The sequence below is a fragment of the Pedobacter sp. BMA genome, from assembly GCF_001027745.1.
In the GTDB taxonomy this organism is placed as follows: Bacteria; Bacteroidota; Bacteroidia; order Sphingobacteriales; family Sphingobacteriaceae; genus Pedobacter.
This window is the reverse complement of the sequence record NZ_LECU01000002.1, coordinates 244,947-265,069: the sequence shown is the minus strand read 5'-3', so window position 1 is coordinate 265,069 and position 20,123 is coordinate 244,947. Positions and strand designations below refer to the sequence as shown.

The 20,123-nt window shown below is 44.3% G+C and carries 11 protein-coding genes; all 11 read right to left on the bottom strand.

What is annotated here, in order from left to right:
* Positions 1–4: 4 nt before the first annotated feature.
* Complete coding sequence (locus AB669_RS03520) at positions 5–859, bottom strand: glycosyltransferase family 2 protein (protein ID WP_047798062.1); 855 nt, start codon at positions 857–859, stop codon at positions 5–7.
* 21 nt (positions 860–880) lie between these two features.
* Entirely contained in the window at positions 881–2,236 is a 1,356-nt protein-coding gene (locus AB669_RS03515) for a lipopolysaccharide biosynthesis protein (protein ID WP_047797919.1), read from the bottom strand.
* Between the two features lie 52 nt (positions 2,237–2,288).
* Complete coding sequence (locus AB669_RS03510; protein ID WP_047797918.1) at positions 2,289–3,344, bottom strand: hypothetical protein; 1,056 nt, start codon at positions 3,342–3,344, stop codon at positions 2,289–2,291.
* A gap of 20 nt (positions 3,345–3,364) precedes the next feature.
* Positions 3,365–4,429, bottom strand: coding sequence for a UDP-glucuronic acid decarboxylase family protein (locus AB669_RS03505; RefSeq protein ID WP_047797917.1), 1,065 nt, complete (start codon positions 4,427–4,429; stop codon positions 3,365–3,367).
* Complete coding sequence (locus tag AB669_RS03500) at positions 4,429–5,781, bottom strand: UDP-glucose/GDP-mannose dehydrogenase family protein (RefSeq protein WP_047797916.1); 1,353 nt, start codon at positions 5,779–5,781, stop codon at positions 4,429–4,431. Before AB669_RS03500 ends, AB669_RS03505 begins: the two co-directional genes overlap by 1 nt.
* A 138-nt stretch (positions 5,782–5,919) precedes the next feature.
* The gene (locus tag AB669_RS21380; protein ID WP_053058228.1) at positions 5,920–6,627 is read right to left on the bottom strand and encodes a 4'-phosphopantetheinyl transferase superfamily protein; all 708 of its coding nucleotides are present in this window, start codon (positions 6,625–6,627) and stop codon (positions 5,920–5,922) included.
* Positions 6,617–10,660 (bottom strand): non-ribosomal peptide synthetase, encoded by a 4,044-nt coding sequence (locus AB669_RS03490; RefSeq protein WP_047797915.1) that lies wholly within the window; start codon positions 10,658–10,660, stop codon positions 6,617–6,619. Before AB669_RS03490 ends, AB669_RS21380 begins: the two co-directional genes overlap by 11 nt.
* 16 nt (positions 10,661–10,676) lie before the next feature.
* The gene (locus AB669_RS03485; protein ID WP_047797914.1) at positions 10,677–17,165 is read right to left on the bottom strand and encodes a type I polyketide synthase; all 6,489 of its coding nucleotides are present in this window, start codon (positions 17,163–17,165) and stop codon (positions 10,677–10,679) included.
* A gap of 374 nt (positions 17,166–17,539) precedes the next feature.
* On the bottom strand, positions 17,540–18,703 hold the full coding sequence (locus tag AB669_RS03480) for a glycosyltransferase family 2 protein (protein ID WP_047797913.1): 1,164 nt from the start codon (positions 18,701–18,703) through the stop codon (positions 17,540–17,542).
* A gap of 44 nt (positions 18,704–18,747) precedes the next feature.
* Positions 18,748–19,665, bottom strand: coding sequence for a glycosyltransferase family 2 protein (locus AB669_RS03475; RefSeq protein ID WP_047797912.1), 918 nt, complete (start codon positions 19,663–19,665; stop codon positions 18,748–18,750).
* 111 nt (positions 19,666–19,776) lie between these two features.
* Complete coding sequence (locus AB669_RS03470) at positions 19,777–20,058, bottom strand: hypothetical protein (RefSeq protein WP_047797911.1); 282 nt, start codon at positions 20,056–20,058, stop codon at positions 19,777–19,779.
* Between the last annotated feature and the right edge of the window lie 65 nt (positions 20,059–20,123).

The following is a 20,123-nucleotide window of genomic DNA, read 5'->3' as shown; positions in this document are numbered from 1 at the left end:
CTAATTATTCGCCCGGAACATTTTTAGTGTCATGTGGCTTCATTGCCGTTAAAAAAGAGAGCGACTTGGCAGATTCGATCTTTAACCTGTTCCATAAGGCTTTTGAATAACTGCCATCGCGCTGTAATGTGCGGGGAGCAGTCCATGCCCTTGCTTTATCTCCTTTAACCTGTTTCACCTGGCCGTATTTCATCAGGTCGAAAGCCATTTTACCATCATCCCCTCTAAAACGGGTCATGATGTGACCAATTTCGAGTCCGTATGCTTTCACATAGCCCATGCTGATGCCATAGGCATTAAGGTAAGGACGTTTCAGGTGACGGAGTTCCGAGATTACATCTTTCATTCTTTCGAGCATATAAAGTTTCCAGCGGGGATATCCTTTTTCAGGGATGAACGAGTAGCGCCCGTATACACAGGAAACATTATCCTGTGAGAGTGATTCGAGCATATCATCTACCCAGCAGGCGGGGTAAACGCAGTCGGCATCGGCAAGGAGGATGTATTTCCCTCTGGATTGTTCAAGCCCCATTTGCCGTGCAGGCCCCCAGCCTTGAATGGGCTGAAAGTAGTTGCGGATGTTAAGCTTATCTAACGTAGTTTGCGTACCATCGGTAGAATTGTTGTTGATGACAATAATTTCGATGCTATACCTGGATTTTAGATCAGCCAGGCTGGCGACATTCTTTAGTATATTGATTTCCTCGTTCCATGCGCCAATGACGATGCTCACATCGGGCTCGCCTTTGGTCAGCGTATCAAGCTTTGAATTAATATCGTTGAATATCTGATCGGGTACCTCTGCTACTTTAGTGTAGTCAAATTTGTATTGCTGAACCCAGGATGGTATGCTGAACATGGTTGTCATGATTTTTAGCTTTTAATGAGATAATTTTTTATCGGGTTTAAACCCGTTGAAGACAAATCTTTTAATTTCCAGGAAACTATTGGTATAGCTTTCCACAATTGAAAAGCGCTTATAGCCTCTGCTAATGTGGTAATAGGAAATGATGGTTCCCACAAGAATCGGAATAAATGTACCTGCTACCAATCCATATATGTTTCCAAAGAAATAAATCCCTCCGAAATCGGTGGCTACATTGATGATCACCATAATGATGACCTTATATAAATTGATTTGAGGCTTGTGAATGGCATCAAGAGTTACACTCATGAATCTGTCGGCCGGGTAAAGCAGTGCAATTGTTGCACTGATCCTGAATATATTCACCGCTATGGATCCGGCTTCGGTACCATTGTACTTGCCACCACCAATAATGGCTAAGGCGTAGCCGGCGAAGATGTATGTGCCAATTAGGAAAGGAATGAGACCAATGGTGATGATACCAATGTATTTACCCATTGTTGAAATGAGTTTTTCCTTGTTGCCCTGATTGAAGGCGCTTGACAGTGCAGGCATGGCTGTTGCTACAAAGCTGCGCAGGGGTATTTCGACTACCTCCATTAGCCTACGGCCCAGGTTGTATACGGCAAGGGCCGAAGGACCCAGCATGAAGTTAATCACGAAGGTATCGGTAACGCCGAAAAGGCTGGAACTTATTGAAGTGCCTACCGTGTATTTACCAAAATTGAAAATCTCCCGTGTACTTTCTCTTGTGCGATGCGAGAAGAACCTGATGCCCGACCAGCCCAGCAGCATGCAGAAAATGCTTGTGATGGCGCTGGCTGCAATGTTAATGTACATTAAATTGACGAGGTTATTTTGCCTGGTAAAAATGAGAAAGCCTACGCACAAAATGAGAAAGCTTACCTGGAATACGCGGATATACAACAAGCGACCGAACTTTAAATCGCCCTGTGCAATGCACATCGTCACGATCATCGGTAATGATGCCATTAGATTAAAGGCGTAGAATTTTGCAAAAAAGACCAGGCTTTCGTCCTTGATCAGATAAACAATAAACAGGAGCGGAATGCTGAGCAATAAAAGGATAACGGTGGTGGCCGTAGCAATGTACCAGGTTGAACCAATTACTTCGCGGCCCCGCTCGGGTGAGGCACCGGCATAAAACTTGACAAATGCGGTAGATAAGAAACCCTGGCGAAAGGTATCAAGAAAGGAAAGCATAGACTGAAAAAAGAACCAGATGCCTATTTCTTTAATGGACAAAGAACGATAAAGAATGGCGGTTAACAGAAAGGTTAATACCGACATGCCTCCCGTACCCATCAATGACAGAAAATGTATGTTCTTAAGCTTGGATAAAATCTTCATCTAACGGGGATTATTCGTTCTTTTACGTTTAGGTTGGGGGAATGTGAATAGATTACTGTGCCGGCTGCTTGACTTTACTGAAACTCTCGAGAAAGATCCGTTCTATCCACCTGTCCATTGTGAATTCCTTCTTTCGTGGCAGGGGTGAGTTATCTTCAATGAAATTTTTATCCAGACTGATATTTTCAATGTCTATAATAGCAATCTGCCTGGGATCAAATATGCTATCCTGGGCTACCCATTTGTTGGTGGTAATAACCTTTTTACCGGCACCCAGTGCATCTAGTACCCGCATGGCCATTCCAGATTGTTTTGCGTTGCTTACATCAATAATTGTTTTCGCATTTGCCAGGTTGGCTATGTAATCTTCCCGGGACATCTTGGTAAGTTTGATCAGTTTCCAGTCGATTTTAACGCCCTTTAGTCTTTCGATGATATAATATCTGATCGGCATATAAAAATGCGATTTCAGAGAATAGTTGTTGGCCTTTGCATAAGCAATGAACTTTTGAAGTCCTGCATATCTTTCAGGAAGATAAGAGCCGAAATAAAACAGATCATACTTTTGTACATTACTTTCGTTTTGCTGCCCAAGCGCCTTAATTTCGTCGGTATAAAACGTTGGAGAATAGGCTAGTTGCGGGTAGTCACTTACATCTTTATAATCGAAAGATAACGTCACATCAAATTCGGGCAATATGTTGTAATGTGTGCTCGTATTAATGAAAGGACTGTTTGCATTTGAATCCCACTGATAATTGATCAGTTTAAGTGATGGGTTTAATTCTTTTAACTTTTTTACAAACCACACGGGCATCTTAAAACCACGGATGACAAGGAAATAATCATATTCCCTTTCCATGATTTGACGGAGAACCCGTTTATAGTGCAGTTCCTGATAGGCCTCCAGATTAGAAGGACTCAGGCGATTGATAATGCCATACAGGATACTGGTATCTCTTTCGGGAAAATAATCTACCCGGGCACCATAGCTTGATTCGAGCTTATCGATAAGCTGCTGATGATAGTAGTAAAATTTTACCCCGATATACAGGATGTTCTTATTACGTAATTCTGGTCGGGCTGTCACTTCTGTATGATTTAGCATTGCACTTTGAGATAAAATGATCAGGATGTAAGCTCTGCCTGCGCAATGTGATGCGTGTTGTACTTTGAGAAATCTTTATGTTCGGTTTTCTGCAGGGCGTCTTCAGGTAATTGTTTAAAGTACTTGTAGGTAATTCGTAAGCCTTCTGCACGACCAACCAGGGGCTCCCAGTTTAACAAATCGCGGGCTTTAGTAATATCGGGGCGCCGTTGTTTAGGGTCATCCTGAGGGAGTTCCTTGTAGATGATTTTCTGCGTAGTGCCGGTTAATTTTATGATCTCCTCACAGAACTGCTTAATGGTGATTTCATCAGGGTTGCCGATATTTACCGGCTGGCTGTAATCGCTGTGGAGAAGTCTGTAGATGCCCTCGATCAGATCGTCGACATAGCAGAAGGAGCGTGTCTGGCTGCCATCACCAAAAACGGTTAAATCTTCACCGCGTAGCGCCTGACCGATAAACGCAGGCAGTACACGACCATCGTTTAGTCTCATTCTTGGTCCGTAGGTATTGAAGATCCTCACGATGCGGGTTTCTACGCCGTGGAAGGTATGATATGCCATGGTGATGGCTTCCTGAAAACGTTTGGCTTCATCGTAAACACCTCTCGGCCCAACCGGATTTACATTGCCCCAGTATTCTTCGGGCTGAGGGTTTACGTTGGGATCGCCATAAACTTCAGAAGTAGAAGCAATCAGCATGCGCGCATTTTTTGCTCTGGCCAGGCCAAGCAGGTTGTGTGTACCCAGAGACCCCACTTTGAGCGTTTGTATCGGGATTTTAAGGTAATCTATCGGACTTGCAGGCGATGCGAAATGCAGAATATAATCCAGCTTTCCGGGAATGTGTACAAATTTGGAAACATCGTGGTGGTGAAACTCAAAGTTCGGTAATGCAAACAGGTGTTCAATGTTTTCAATATTTCCGGTAATGAGGTTATCCATGCCTATGACATGGTAACCTTCTTTTATGAAGCGGTCGCAAAGGTGTGAGCCTAAGAAACCTGCTGCACCGGTAATCAGGATGCGTTTTGCTGATGTATTTCCGGATTGGTTGTGCTGTACTGGTATGTTGTTGTCGATCATTATTCGTGGCCTCCGACGTAAATTGTTTCTTCAGTATCAGACTGGTTAACCAGTTGGCGACCAATGCTGTTATAATAATAGCCTAAGCCATTCATTTTCTCCAGGTCGAACAGGTTCCGCCCATCAAAAATGACTTTTTCTTTCATCAGCGTTTCGATCATTTCAAAATCTGGATTGCGGAAAAGTGACCATTCTGTAGCGATAAGTAAAGCATCAGCTGCATGTAGCGCTTCGTACTGGTCTTTGGCGTAGCCGATTTTATCGCCGAAAAGTTGTTTTACGTTTTCAGACCCTTCAGGATCGAAAACGGTTACGGTAGCGCCTTTTTTAAGTAGTGATTTGATGATATAAAGTGCCGGAGCTTCTCTGATATCGTCGGTTTCAGGTTTAAATGACAATCCCCAGATGGCGAAATGCTTTCCATTGAGATCAAAATCATAGTATTGAAGGACTTTATTTACCAGAACAAGCTTTTGTTTTTCGTTTACCTGCATCACGGATTTCAGGATTTCGAAATTGTACTGATGTTCATCTGCGGCTTTAACCAGTGCCTGAACATCTTTTGGGAAGCAAGATCCACCGTAACCAATACCAGGGAAGAGAAAACGTTTTCCGATTCTTTCATCGGAGCCTATGCCTTTCCTGACTGCATCAACATCTGCACCTGCGAGTTCGCATAGGTTTGCAATTTCGTTCATGAAGGTAATCTTTGTAGCCAGGAAAGCGTTGGCGGCATATTTGGTTAGTTCTGATGATTTTTCGTCCATAAAGATGATTGGATTTCCCTGACGTACGTAAGGGGCATATAACTCTGTCATGAGTTTTTTTGCTCTTTCACTACCGGTACCGAGTACAACACGATCGGGTTTCATGAAATCTTCTACCGCAACTCCCTCTCTTAAAAACTCAGGATTGGAAACCACATCTACCTCAATGGTGGTATGTTGTTCAAATATTGCTTTTACTTTAGCAGCTGTGCCCACTGGAACAGTTGACTTATTTACAATCACTTTGTAATCGGTAATCAGCGAGGCAACATCTTTGGCCGCGCCAAGTATGTAAGATAAATCTGCTGCACCGTCGCCACCCGGAGGGGTTGGTAAAGCCATGAAAATAATTTGCGCATCCTTAATTGCTGAAGCAAGGTTGGTGGTGAACGTTAATCTGTTCTGGCTGATGTTGCGGTTAAAAAGCAATTCAAGCCCTGGCTCATAAATTGGCAGAAGGCCATTTTGCATTTTTTCTACTTTGGCGACGTTGATGTCGACACAAATCACGTCGTTTCCGGTTTCTGCCAGGCATGTGCCTGTTACCAGGCCAACGTAGCCTGTACCAATTACTGCTATTTTCATGAATTTCGAGGGTTTTGGTTTCTATGTTTTATTGATACGAAGGTAAAGCTGGCAGCTCTGCATCACAATAGCCCTTTAATACCAAATGCCATGACATTCTTAAGGCTATATCCAGTTGCTAGTCAGGTATCTTATTGTTTAAATCTGGTAATTCCAGAATATGGTTTTGGCTATATGGCTGTTTGCCAGGGTAAAAATGTAATCAGCTCCAAGTGCGAAGGTTTGTAACTGGAAGTCGCTACCTGCGTTTCTATACACTGGTGAAAGGCAGTTAAGTGCTGGCAGGTCATCAATCAAACCTTCACCCGTTGCTTTCAATATGGCTTCTTTGCGGGTCCAGAGCGCATAAAACATTGCTGTTTTATCGTTTGCAGAATTGATCAAATATTGTTCATCCTGATCGAAACAATGGGAAATGAGCTCCACATAATCAAAACGGGGGCTGATGTACTCCACATCAATACCTATGGCGTATTTGCTGAGGGTGATCAGGATACAATTGGCGCTGTGACTGATGTTGAATGCTATCCCTTTTGTAACGGGTTTTTTATTTTTTATTTCGCCGAAATATACTGACGAAGGTTGCTGCCCGGTTGTGGTTGATATGAGTTTTCGTAGCACAAATCTGGTTGACAGGTAACGTTGCGCATCGTCATAATTCGAAAACCTTGATGCTTTTTCTATTTCGGTAGCGGGCAACACTGCATTCAACTGACCAGCGATGGTTTCGAAGCATTCGGCAACGTTGATTTGGAAAACATGATTCAGGTTTTGCTCAAGGACTGATGAACGGAGGTAATCATGCCAGGGCGTACTGGAGATGACGAACTTTTCCTTAGTGTGCATGGGTGTGGTGATTAAGTTGGTTTTGTAGAATCCTGGCAAAAGCGCTCCTGTGCATTTCGGAAATAAATGTTTTATGATCTCCGGGAATTTCGCATACCTCAACACCAAGGGAGGCAAAACGGTCCCAACCCAGATGCACCAGATCATCCAGAAAATACAACCTTTCCGAAACCCTGAAGAGGGTTACTTTTAATGCCGCAGGCGTGAGCAAATATTTTTCAAGTGCCAGATCATAAACCATATAGATTTCTTTTTCCCGCTGGCTGAGCATCCCAAACTCGAGATCCATTTCGTTCTCTTTTTTAAGCAGGCGTTGTTTGGTGATGTTCAGCTGATATTTAATGGCTTTTACCGGGGTTTTCTTGAATGACCTGGTGATGAAGGGTATTTTTTTGAATTGCCGCTTCATGAAATATGACAGATTTTTATGGTCACCAGGGCGTGATGCATTTTCACCTGTATCTGTATCCACTACACCCAGCATATTCATATTTCTTCCGGCGGCTTTTAATTGTTTTGCCATTTCGAATGCGATGAATCCACCCATAGAATAACCAACGATATTGTATGGCCCCTGTGGGTTGTGAAGGAGGAGTTCTTCTATATACCGCGCAGCGATTTCTTCGATACTATCGGGGATGGCTTCAAACTGGTCAAGACCGATGGCCTGAACGCCAAACACAGGCTGATCGATATCAAGGGATTGTATGATGCCTTTGAATAAAAGCACATTTAGTCCGCTTCCGTGTATAAGGTAAACAGGTGGTTTGTTTCCTTCCGTACGAATGGGAATAATGGTTTGCGAACGGTATTCACCCCAGTCAGGTTTCAAATGCAACGCCAGCTGCTCAATAGTAGAATGACTAAGCAGTGCGGTTAATGGCAGGCGGACGCCCGTAACTTTCTCCAGCTTCACCATCATTCTTACAGCCATCAATGAATTTCCTCCCAGTTCAAAGAAGTCGTCGTTAATGCCGATATTTTGAGTACCCAGACACTCAGACCAGATATCAGTTAACATTTGTTCGTTGGTAGTAAGTCGCTTAGCTTCATCTTTTGAAATTGATACTTTATTTACCTCCGGTGCTGGCAGGCGACTTCTGTCGACTTTACCGCTTTGGGTTAAAGGCATTGCAGTCATGGCCACAACGTATTTTGGTATCATATAAGCTGGTAAAGTTTTCGCCAGCTCGTTCAACAACATTTGAGTGTAATCTTTGGTTAATGGCATTTGACTCCGGATATTCAAGGACTGGCCAATCACGGCGGGATTGCTGACTGCTGTTTCTTTTGGGATGATGTATGCTACCAGACAGCTGTCATCCCCATAATCATTTCTTTGCACTACCACAGCCTGATTAATGTCGGTTTGACTGAGCAATAACGATTCAATTTCGCCCGGTTCGATGCGATGTCCGCGGATTTTTAGTTGATGGTCAATACGTCCAAAACATTGTACTTCGCCATTGGGAAGTATTTTCCCGAGGTCGCCGGTTTTATATAAAATGGTATTGGAATTTTTGCCGGCAAGTGTAAATCTCTGGCTAGTGAGGGCATTGTTATTTAGGTAACCGAGACCGACACCTTCACCACCAATGCATATTTCTCCGGTTTGTCCGATTTGTACCGGGTACCCCGCGGTACTGGTAATATACACCTGGGTATTGTGTATGGGTTTTCCTATTGTGATCACTTCGTCCTCTCTGAGGATTTCTTTTCCTATAGAATAGATGGTTGTTTCTGTTGGTCCATACATGTTCCACAACCGTGCACCCGTAGCCATGATTCTTCTGGCCAGGAGCAAGTCAAGTTGTTCGCCGCCGACAATGATCCGCAGTTGATTGCGCTGAAGTCCTGAATCCAATATCATCGAGAGTGTCGAAGGTGTTCCCTGGATAATGGTGATGTTTTCGCGGACAATAAGTTCATTGATCAGGCGACCATCTTTAGCAGCTTCGGTGTTCGCAATGGTTACACTTGCACCGGAAACAAGCGGAAGAAACAGTTCAAGCACTGCAATATCGAAAGAGATGGTTGTAATGGCCAGCAGCTTGTCTTCAGGCTTCATGCCGGGAATCTGCATGGTTCCTGACAAGAGGTTAGAGAGGTTATTGTGACTGATTTTTACGCCTTTAGGGCGACCCGTTGAGCCAGAGGTATACAGTAAGTATGCGGTATCGGTTAAGCTGATTGCTGGTTGCTGCCATTGCGGAGCCTCCAGATCAAGGAATTGAAATAATTGATTGAGGTTAACGCGATTGACCGAGGTACCGATATTGTCGGCCGCATCGGTTATCATTAGCTTGACATTTGCATCAGCCAGCATATATTTTATGCGATCGGCCGGTAATGTTGGATCGATCGGAAGATAAGCTGCCCCGGTTTTAAGAATGCCAATAATGGCTGTAAGTATCTGAACGGAGCGGTGCATGGCAACCGCAACTATCTGTCCTTTTTTAATCCCCGTACCAGAAAGGTAGTTCGCCAGCGCGTTGGTCTGCTTGTCGAGAGACAGGTAAGAGATCTGATTTATTTCATCGGCTACAGCAATCTTATCGGGGAAGGTATAAACACTTTCGCTAAGGAGGTCAATACATGTTTTGGTAATGGCAGTTATTTCACCGGCAACGATGGCCTTTCTATGCTCAGTGCTGATGGCCTCGATGATGCGGACAGATGGATTTTCAATGAATCCGTTGATCAGTAGCGTAAAATCATCCATCATTTTGTTGATGCTTTCGGATGTAAACAGCTGACTGTTATAGTTCCATTCGAGCGTGAGGCCTTCGGCAGTATCGGTTGCATTAACGAAAAGCTCGAAAGTTTCACTTTGGCGTACGTTCGAAACGACCTGGTGCTTTAGGTCAAAGAAATTCACATCACTATCCATACCCATGTCGATATTGAAAACAATGGGTACTAAAGGAATGCGCGACTGATTTCTTTTAGTTTTTAAACTGCTGAGCAATTGACTAAAACTATACTGCTGATGCTCATAAACGTCCATCAGCTGTTCGCGTTTTGCTTTAAGATAATCGGTTAAGGAGACATCCGGGTCGATACGGCTTTTGATCGGTAAAATATTAACGCAATGACCTACCAGGTTATAAAATTCAGTTACGGCTTGTTCTGCAGAAGGTAGTCCGATAACCATTTCTGTTTGCAGCGTTTTTTTGTGGATGAGAATCTCGAACAGGGAGAGCATGGTAGTTACCAGACTGCAACCTATTTTCGCACCACATTTTCTCAGGGTTTCAATTACATCCTGATGGAGCAGCTGGTCGATGCGTCGTGAGTGATAAGTCCGTAATGCGCCACGCGGAAAATCGGCAGGCAGATTTACTTCGGGGATACGGTGTTGAAAGTGTTGCAGCCAGAATTGTTCAGTTTCGTGAAAGGTTTGGCTACGCAGATATTCTTCCTGTACAAGGGCGAATTGACTCACCTGGAATGCTTCGGGTAGCAGGGGATAATTGCCCCTGCAAAGTGCACTGTACACCTTACTTAACTCTTCGAGGATAATGCCCATTGACCAGCCATCGCAAATAATATGATGGAAGATTAAGGTGACTATATGATTATCGGCAGAAGTTTGATGTATAAAAGCCCTGAATAGGGGGGCTTCCTGCAAATCAAAAGGCATAGACATCTGTCGCGTTATAAAATCAGCTGTACTGGCTTTAGCGGTTTCCTGATCGAGGTGCAGCAAATTCTCTTCCGTAATTGCATAGGGAAGATCTTCATAAATAATCAGCTTCTCCCCATCGCCACTGATGACACTGCGCAAGGCTTCATGCCGTTTAATGATTTGCGCAAAGGCTTGTTTGAAGTAGCCCACATTGAAATTGCCAGTTAGCATTACTGATAGCGATTCGTTGTAGGCCAGGTTAGCGGCTTGTTCTCCAAAAAGGCAAGAGAGGTAAATTTCCTGTTGTGCTTTATTAATTGACACGATTTTGCTGATGGTGAGCTGATCATCAAAAGGGTTGAAATCAATGGCAATAAAATCGCTTTTAGCGTAAAGAGGTTCCATTTATGAGCGTTTAAGTTTAAATCTGAATCTGTAAGTAACCATTTTGCACCTGCGGATTTTCGATAAACCAGGCCGGATTACCCGACTGATCTTTGCCGAGACGCGCACCGGGAACCGGAGGAACCATACCGTCGATGACTACAGCACTGCTTTGATATGTCTGATTCAGGTGTTGCTGCTGATCAGGGAAGAAGCCCGCCCTGATCATTTCATCTGCCGATGCCGTGAAAGCCGTTATAATTTTATCAATATCCTGATAAGTGGTGGCTTCAGTTAAGAAGCATGGAAAACCATCCAGGATGTGAATTCCTTTTTCTCTCATAATGACAAACAGAAGCTCACTAAAGGGAATGGTTTGATCGAAAGTTAGTTTCCAGAGCGAGCCATAATTGACTACTGTTATTGGAAGCTGCCGCGCTGAAATTTCCCTCTTGAGGGCTTTGGCAATGAAGTTGCCTTTGTCGTTTAGTTTTTCCTGTAAGCCGGGGCCCTGCGTTTTCATGTACAGCAGCGATGCTTTTGCTGCAGCTAATGCAAGGGGGTGGCGCACGAAAGTCCCGGCAAAATATGTGATACCAATTTCGGGAATTGAATCGTCGCCATAGTTCCACATGCCGCCATCAAGCGCGTCCATATAGTTTTTGTCGCCGGCAATTATGCCGATCGGAATGCCTGCGCCTACCACTTTACCATAAGCTGCAAGATCTGCTTTGATGCCAAGCTGCGCCTGAGCACCACCAGGATGCATTCTGAATCCGGTAATCACCTCATCAAAAATCAGGGCAATGCCCTGGTTGCGGGTAACTTCTCTCAATTCCTGTAAAAACGAAATCGGCACAAAATCTGGTCTGCGGCTCTGTATAGGTTCAACAAGTATCCCCGCAATATCATTGGCCCTTTCTTTGATGATCCTGAGGCTTTCATCCGTACCATAATCGAGTACCAGAATGTTTTCTACAGCTTCAGACATAATGCCAGCTGCTGCGGGAAAGGATTTAAGTTTTTTCGTGCCTCTCACCAATACTTCATCAAATATACCGTGGTATGAGCCTGTGAAGGCCACAATGATTGGGCGGGAAGTGACAGTTCTGGCCAACCGGATACAGCCTAATACGGCTTCAGATCCCGTGCTGCATAGTCCGGTTCTGTCGAAGCCGGTAAATTCGCATACCAGACGGCTGACTTCAGCAGCCAGCTCATGCTGCGGGCCTACTTCAAAGCCTTTTTCAATCTGATCATGAAGGGCTTCTTTGATGCACTCAGGCTGATAGCCCAACATATTTGATCCAAATCCATTCAGCGCATCGATATATTCATTGCCATCCAGGTCCCATAATCTGCTGCCAGACGATTGTTTAACCACAATCGGGTAAACTAAATCTTTCACTGCTGGTTTGAAGCCGTTGACCACACGAGGGTCGGCCATGTATGGACGGCTTTCGGCGGTATAAGCTTTACTTTTAGCTGTTTTTAAGTTGTAGCGTTGAATCAGGCTGGTGAGGAATTTCTGTTGTTTCAAATCTACTGATGCATGATTTAGATCAATCTTTGGCGTTGCACCAAAAGGTTTACGCAGGTTGGTCTCTTCTTCGCTGCTTAGCGCAGTTGCAGCTGTGTGCAAAGGGGCTGCGGGCGTTTCCTTTAGGGGAATTGATGGCTGCGGTAGTAATGACACATCAGCCTGATTCATGAGTTGAATTTGTTTAGCGATAATTTCCAGCTGTGCAGACAAGAGGGAAAGTACATTTCCATTTTGACCTTGGGCGGTTTGTATAGATGCTGCCGGCGGAGCTGAAGGCATTGGAGCCAATTTCTGGACAATTTCTTCAGGAATGCGTTGCGCGATGTATTCCGTTAGTGTATTTATAGATGAACATTCATCATTTAGTTGCCTGAAAGTGATCGATATGGCAAACTCCCGTTTAAGGGAAGTGGCCAGTTGGGTAAGCAAAAGTGAGTCGAACCCAATTTCCAGGAAGTTTTTGTTTAAGTCGACCTGATCGAAGCCAATGCCTGAAGAATTTTCGAGTACGGTTTTAACTCTGGAAATGAGTGTGTTTTTTCTTGTCTGAAGGGTATCCATGTTATGATAGGCGTTTTGAGCGGTATGTTCTGTCACTTTATTCGTTGATGCTGGTTCCAGCCAGTATTTCTCCTTGTTAAAAGTATAAGCAGGCAGTTCAATTAACTTTCGCTGCTGGCTGCTGTAGTATTGATGCCAGTTAATGTCAAATCCATTGCTCCATAATTTTCCCAGTGCTGTGGTGACCTGTCTGGTGCCGGACTCTTTAGCTTTGATACCTGATATCACAGTATAAGGCCTGGATTGGCCCATCGCTATCTGTCTGGCAAAAACGCTCAACGTTTCCCCGGGACCGATTTCCAGAAACAAAGGATTGCAGGATGATATAATGGCTTCAACGGCGGTCGAAAACTTTACTGTTTTGCGTAGGTGCGAAGCCCAGTAGCCGGGATCGGTTGCTTCAGATTCGGTGAGCATTTTACCCGTTACCGTAGACATCACCGGTATTTTGGGTTTGGAAAGACTGATGGTGTCTACCAGACTGCGAAAATCGGCGATAACCGGATCCATCATTGAAGAATGAAAGGCGTGGCTCGCCGAAAGACGTTTGCCGGGAATACCTAATGTATCAATTTTAGCCTTAAAGTCTTCCAGCTCTGCTGATGGTCCAGCCACAACAAAAAGGTTCCGGGTGTTTTCTGCGGCAATAGAAAGTTCGCCTGATAACAGGTTAGATAGATCATTGTCTTTTACCCTGACTGAAAGCATTCCCCCACTGGGAATTGTGCTCATCATTTTACCCCGAAGGGCTACTAATTTTAAACCATCGCTTAGGGAGAAAACTCCTGAAAGGTGTGCTGCAACATATTCGCCTACACTGTGTCCGCATAATAAACCGGGCTGAAGTCCCCAGCTCATCCACAGGCGGGCGAGGGCATACCCGGTCGCAAATATTGCTGGTTGGCTATTTTCAGTTTGATTGATGGTATCGGAGAAGCTGTTTTCATCAAAAATGACGTCCCTGATGTCTGCCTCCATAAATTCTTTCAGGATTTCAGCACATTCATCAACGGCTTCCCTGTATACCGGTTCCTGCTTATAGAGGTCGTGCCCCATGTTATTGTATTGGGCCCCCTGTCCGGGAAAGAGGAAAACGAGATCTGCGGCTGCTGCTGATGATACTGTAGGTAGATGAGTTTCTGTGTCGGGCCTGCTGAGTTGTTCTGAAAGCCGGTTTTCTGTACTGACTACCTGAAAACCGCGGTAAGGAAAACTCCCTCTCGACGTGTTCAGGGCGTAGGCAAGATCTTCCGCCAATAAGCCTGGCTGGCCTGCAGTAAAGTGTTGCAATGCTCCATGATAGGCGGTTAAGCTTTCTGGGGCTTTTGCGGACCAGGCGATCAGTTCGTATTGGCGCCTTGAAGTTGTGGGTATTTCGGTATTCTGGTAGCCTTCAAGAATGACATGGACATTTGTGCCGCCCACACCAAATGAGCTGACGCCAGCAAGCTTTATTTCATGTTTCCAATCCTGAAGTTTGGTATTTACGAAGAATGGGCTGTTTTTAAAGTCTATATTTTGATTAGGTGTTTGAAACCCGATAGAAGGCAATAATTTTTTATGGTGCAGGGAGAGGCAGGTTTTAATGAAGCTGGCTACACCGGCAGCTTCGGTAAGGTGGCCGAAGTTGCTTTTTACCGACCCGATTGCACAATATTGTTTATCATTATGATTGCCGAATGCCTGTAACAGCCCTTCGAACTCTATCGGATCGCCGATTGGTGTTCCTGTTCCATGCGTTTCGATATAACTGATGTTACGGGTTTCTACATCTGCGTCGGCAATGGCCGTGAGAATTGCATCGGCCTGTCCGTCAGTACTTGGGGCAGTGAAGCTGGCCTTCTGATTTCCGTCGTTACTAACGCCAACGCCTTTGATTATGGCATAGATCTGATCTCTGTCGGCTTCAGCATCCTCCAGCCGTTTTAATAATACAACGCCGGCTCCATCACTGAACACCGTTCCGGTTGAGTCATTATCAAAAGGGCGGCAATGGCCGTCTTTGCTCAGAATGCTGCCGTCCTGATATAGGTGGCCACTGTTGATGGAAGCATTGATGCTTGCCCCGCCGGCTATGGCTACGTCGCATTGCATGGCCCGGAGGCTATTTACCGCTTCTAAAATTGCCAGGAGCGAGGTGGAGCAGGCTGAGTTTACATTAATTGCAGGGCCTTTAAGATTAAGGTGATAGGCTGTTCGCGATGCGATATAGTCTTTATCGTTTACAGTAGTAACCTGCAGTTTACCCATCACTTCGATTTTCTCAGGGTGGGCTAAAACGTTGTTTTCATAATAAAAATTAGGTCCGCAACCAGCGAATACACCGGTTTTATATTGATCGGTTTTTTGCAAATGACCAGTTTTCTCCAGTAGCTCGAATGCAATCTCGAGAAATATCCTTTGCTGAGGATCCATGAGTTCAGCAAGCTTTTTATTGATGCCGAAGAAATCGGGATCGAACATCATGGTATCGTTAATGATTCCCCGGGCCTTTACATAAAGGTCGTCGTTTTTGATATTGTCGGGTATGTTTACATCCAGCTCACCGCTGGTAAAGAATGTGGTGGTTTCTTTTCCTTTGCAAAGCAGGTCCCATAACTCGCCGACAGTATCTGCACCGGGAAAGCGACCTGCCAGGCCAACCACCGCTATATTTCTTCCGGCTTGTGCCTGATGGCGTTTTGTATTGGTGTTTTTTTCGGCAGATTTATCCAGGTATTTTGCTAATCCCGCTATTGTAGGATATTGATACAGTTTTGCGATAGGCAGCACAATATTTTGTTCCTGCATGGCCAGCATCAGTTTTTGCGACAGGAGTGAATTTCCTCCGAGATCAAAAAAGTTGTCGTTTAGTCCCACTCGTTTTACATCGAGTACCTGTTTCCAGATGGCGGCTATTTTAGTTTCGAGTTTTGTTTTAGGTTGTGCATAAGGGGTGTGCAGTAAGTCGGCGTAGTCGGGAACTTCCAATGCATTCCTATCGATTTTTCCGTTTACTGTTAATGGCATGTGGTTAAGCTGAACCCATATTTTTGGGATCATGAATTCGGGAAGGTTTGCAGAAAGTGCTGCTTCAGCAGCTTCTTTGGAAAATGAATTCGCAGCAACAACAAAGGCTACTAATTGCTTGTCGCCTAGGTCGTGACTTTTGACCACCACAACAGACTGGCTGATGTTGGGGAGTGTGCTCAATGCGGTTTCGATTTCGCCCAGCTCCACCCGGTATCCCCTTATCTTAACCTGGCTATCTATCCGCCCTAAGAATTCTATGTTTCCATTTGCAAGAAGCCGGCCGAGATCACCGGTTTTATACAATCGTTGCGGGCCGGATATATCTATCATGGCAAAGCGTTCGTCTGTAAGTTCAGGATTGTTGAGGTAGCCCTTGGCGAGATGTTCTCCGCTCAAATAAATTTCGCCAGCAACGCCATTTGCTACTTGTCTTTTTGTTTCGTCGAGAATATATACCCCTGTTCCGTTTACTGGTTTCCCAATGGGCAAACCTGAAGACAACGACAACTGGTGTGGACTACATTTGAAGAGGGTTGCGGTTACTGTTGCTTCAGTGGGCCCGTAGGCGTTGTAAAATGTCCCCTTTGCCTGCCATTTGAGGTAAAGACTTTTTGGGCAGGTGTCTCCACCTACAACGATCCGTTTGAGGTTGTTGAAGTGATCGGGATTCAGGTTGTCGAGAAACCCAGGAGTGACATCGAGATGGGTTACTTTTTTATCCTGAACATATTGTGTGAACCGTTTAACGTCTATTAAATATTCTTCAGGTATTAATATTAAAGATGCACCTGTAGTTAAAGCCAGAAAGATTTGTTCAACTGATGCATCGAAGGCGAAGCTGGAAAAAAGCAGTATCCGGTCATCATTCCCAATTCCATAGTATTCACTTTGGCTGTTGATGAAGTGACCGACGGCCTGATCACCGATCATTACACCTTTTGGTTTGCCGGTGGAACCAGAGGTATATATGATGTAACAGATATCACAGTGTGCTCCCTGGATTTGAATTTTTTCACAGGATTGTATTGAAAGTTGCGGATCGTCGGCTTTGATAGTGGTACCAGCAAAATTCAGTTCGTTTGCTCCTTCGGTAATTAAAAAATCAGCCTGCAGATCATTCAATATATAATTGATTCTCTGCGAAGGGGAAGAAGGATCGATAGGGATGTAAGTTGCCCCGCATTTCATTGTGGCCAAAATGGCTATGATCATTTCAAATGACCGGTTTAGAAGTATTGGGATATGGTTATTTGGTTTTACTCCTGTGTTAACCAATAAGTTTGCAAGTTGATTTGACTGGTTGTCGAGTTCCTGATAGGTTAACGATTCATTATTAAGTTCGAGAGCAATGCTATGTGGGCTTACACTACAGTGCTCGGAAAAACGGGATATGAGGGTATTATTAAGCATACAAAACCGGGGTTAACTGGATCGTTAATTTTGTGCGTAAATGATTAAGTGACTGTAAAGCAGTACTGTAGCTTTAAGCCGGTTATCTTTTTTGCGTGTACTAAAATACCGGTTATATGCGGTGCTGAAAATAGTGCGAAAGGGCTATCGGCAGGGGGCATGCCTCCGGCATGTTAATTTAGCCACGGAAAGGCGGAGCCACGGAATGGCTTTATAGGGCGCTGCCGACGGTATCTTTTACCATATGCGGATGTAAGTAAATAGAAGGCAGGGCGGAGAATGTTTAGAAGCGTTTTTATTTTGCCACGGGGGGCGGGGGAGAAACTGGAAACGCTGAAGGGCTATTGCGGGTTGATGCCTTCAGCGTTTGTTTTTTATTTTCTGAGTGATCTTTCCCAGGCTGCGCTTTGGTTCTTTTTGATGTATCGGCCGATTCCGGCGATCACGGCATAATTCATCACACAGAAATAGTAGGGGACAAAAAACGATTTGATTTTAATGTTCCTTCTTTCAAAGATTAAACCGATGAAGGCCGCGCTGTAAAAGAATATTTGGGCGATGAGCAATACGGTATAAACATTATTATTTGTGGTGGCAACCAGTGCAATATTAAGTATGAAGGCAAGAATAATGAGGAATGGTGTAACCGTCCAGCGGAGTACCCGGTGTGACAGGTATTGAAAAGTTAGTATGGGATGGTTGAATGGATTTGCAGATTTTTTAAGCCTGAAGATCGATTGAATACCGCCTGCAGCAATCCGAATTTTACGCTTTAGTTCTTCTCTGGTGTTGGCTGATGCAGTTTCGGAGGCATAGGCATTCGGCTCATAGGCGATGATGTAGCCTTGTTCGGCAATTCTCATCGCAATCATATGGTCATCAATAATGGTATCGGTTTCAACAGGCTGATACAAGGCTGTTCGGATGCTAAACAGTTCGCCGGCGGCACCTACGTTAGAGTACAGTTCGTAATCCCATGTTTTCAACTTCGACTCATATTTCCAGTAAAACCCTTCTCCGGCAGAACTGGCATCGGCTTGGGCGTCTACCAGGATTCGTTTTTCACCTGCAACGGCGCCTACTTTTTTATTCTGATAGTGTTTCACCAGTTCTTTTATGGCCTGCTCATTTAACAAAGTATTGGCGTCGGAAAATACAATGATCTCTCCTGTAACTGCCGGGATGGCCCTTTTAATTGCCGCCATTTTGCCGTTCCTTTCATCAATGTGCATGGAAACAATTTGCTTGAATGGCTGGATATATTCCTGAGTCCTGTCGGTAGAACCGTCGGATATAAAAATGATCTGGAAGCGGTCAGCGGGATAATCGAGGGCAAGGGTATTATTGATTTTCTGTTCAATCATATCCTCCTCATTCCATGCAGCAACCAGCAAAGTAACTGTTGGAAGTGTATTTAATACATGCCGGACAGGTTTGCTGAATACCCGTTTTAGCCTGATTAAAATATAAAGCAACAGGCCATAACCCAGGAAAGTGTAGAATACGATGGCAAGGGAAAGCCAGAATAGCGTGATCATATAATGGAGATATTATTTGTAAACGATTGGTTTTGATGAGTGTGTTATGCCACTCTATTGAAGCCCAGGTTGAGACTGTCTTTCGCCTGAGTGATATTCCAGGTTAGGGCCCTGCGTAGGTAAGGGATTAAATCTGTTCTTTTTTTAAGTATGTAAATGATCATTTGTTTGGGGATGGCGATGCCGGTAAAATAAAAGGCAAAAGCAATTTGATTAAACAGGTTAGCATTTCTTCTGATGAAAAGGATCCGGTTACGGGTAACAAAATATGTTTTCAAAGCACTTTCGCGACCCACGCTGATGGATTCTTTATGGAAGATATGTGTTTTGCCGGTAAACCATATTTTTTTCCCTGCTTTCTTAAACATCTCACACCAGTCGAGCTCTTCGTAATAGAGGAAATACATCTCGGGCATCAGTCCGATGGCCATAATATCGGCTTTGCGGCACATCATCGCAGCACCATGGCAAAAGGCGGTCTCGTTGCTCATCCCCATATACTGACCGGTGTTCTTTTCCATCAAGCCTTCGGTTTTATTACGGCAGGTGGTGTAATTCATGGGGGTATAACCCGCATACTGAATGGTATCCGGTTGATCGAAATATAAAATGAGAGGGGTTACAATTCCGATTTCGGGATTGGCCTCCATTTCTTTGATGAGCACATCCGTCATTCCTTTTACAACTTCTGTGTCATTATTTACCATTAAAATATATTCCCCTGAAGCGACCTTGATACCCAGGTTGTTACCACCGGCGAAGCCCAGGTTAGCTTCGGAGCGGATATAGATTGTTTGCGGTAAAAATGCTTTGAAGCTGGCACCTGAATCAATTAAACTGCCATTATCAACAATAATGACCTCCAGATTTTCAAGGTTTAGATTAAGCTTAATGGACGCTAAAAGAGCCAGGGTGGCTTCGGGTTGATTGTAGTTTACGGTAACGATAGATGTTATTGCCATTGTCACAAAACTAGCCAAACCGTATTTTTCCTGCTATAGCCTTTTAGGGTGATGGGCAGGTGCATATGGATCAGTAGCGTTCCAGCCACTGATTGCGAGGATGTATTAGTATTAGTGGTACTCGAACATGAGTTTGCCGCCTTCAGTGTAAATGTAGGTGGTTTGGTTGGCCAGGTTATTTTGAACGGGATATTTCTTCCCCATTTCATTTAATGAATTGACCAGGCTTTTGGTTACGTGATGTAGCCTGTTTTTTAATGCGGTACGACGGTTTGCCAGATCATTTATTTCAACTTCGTTGATCGAGGCGTCAATATCGTGATCGATGACATGGATCTTATTGAGAATGTCGAGGTAATTATCGAATTGCTCCTGTATGGTAAAACTGCTCATTATAGTTGGATAAACGAAGAATAAGGTGATTTAGTTTTAGAAATGTTTCTTATTGGTTTAATGGT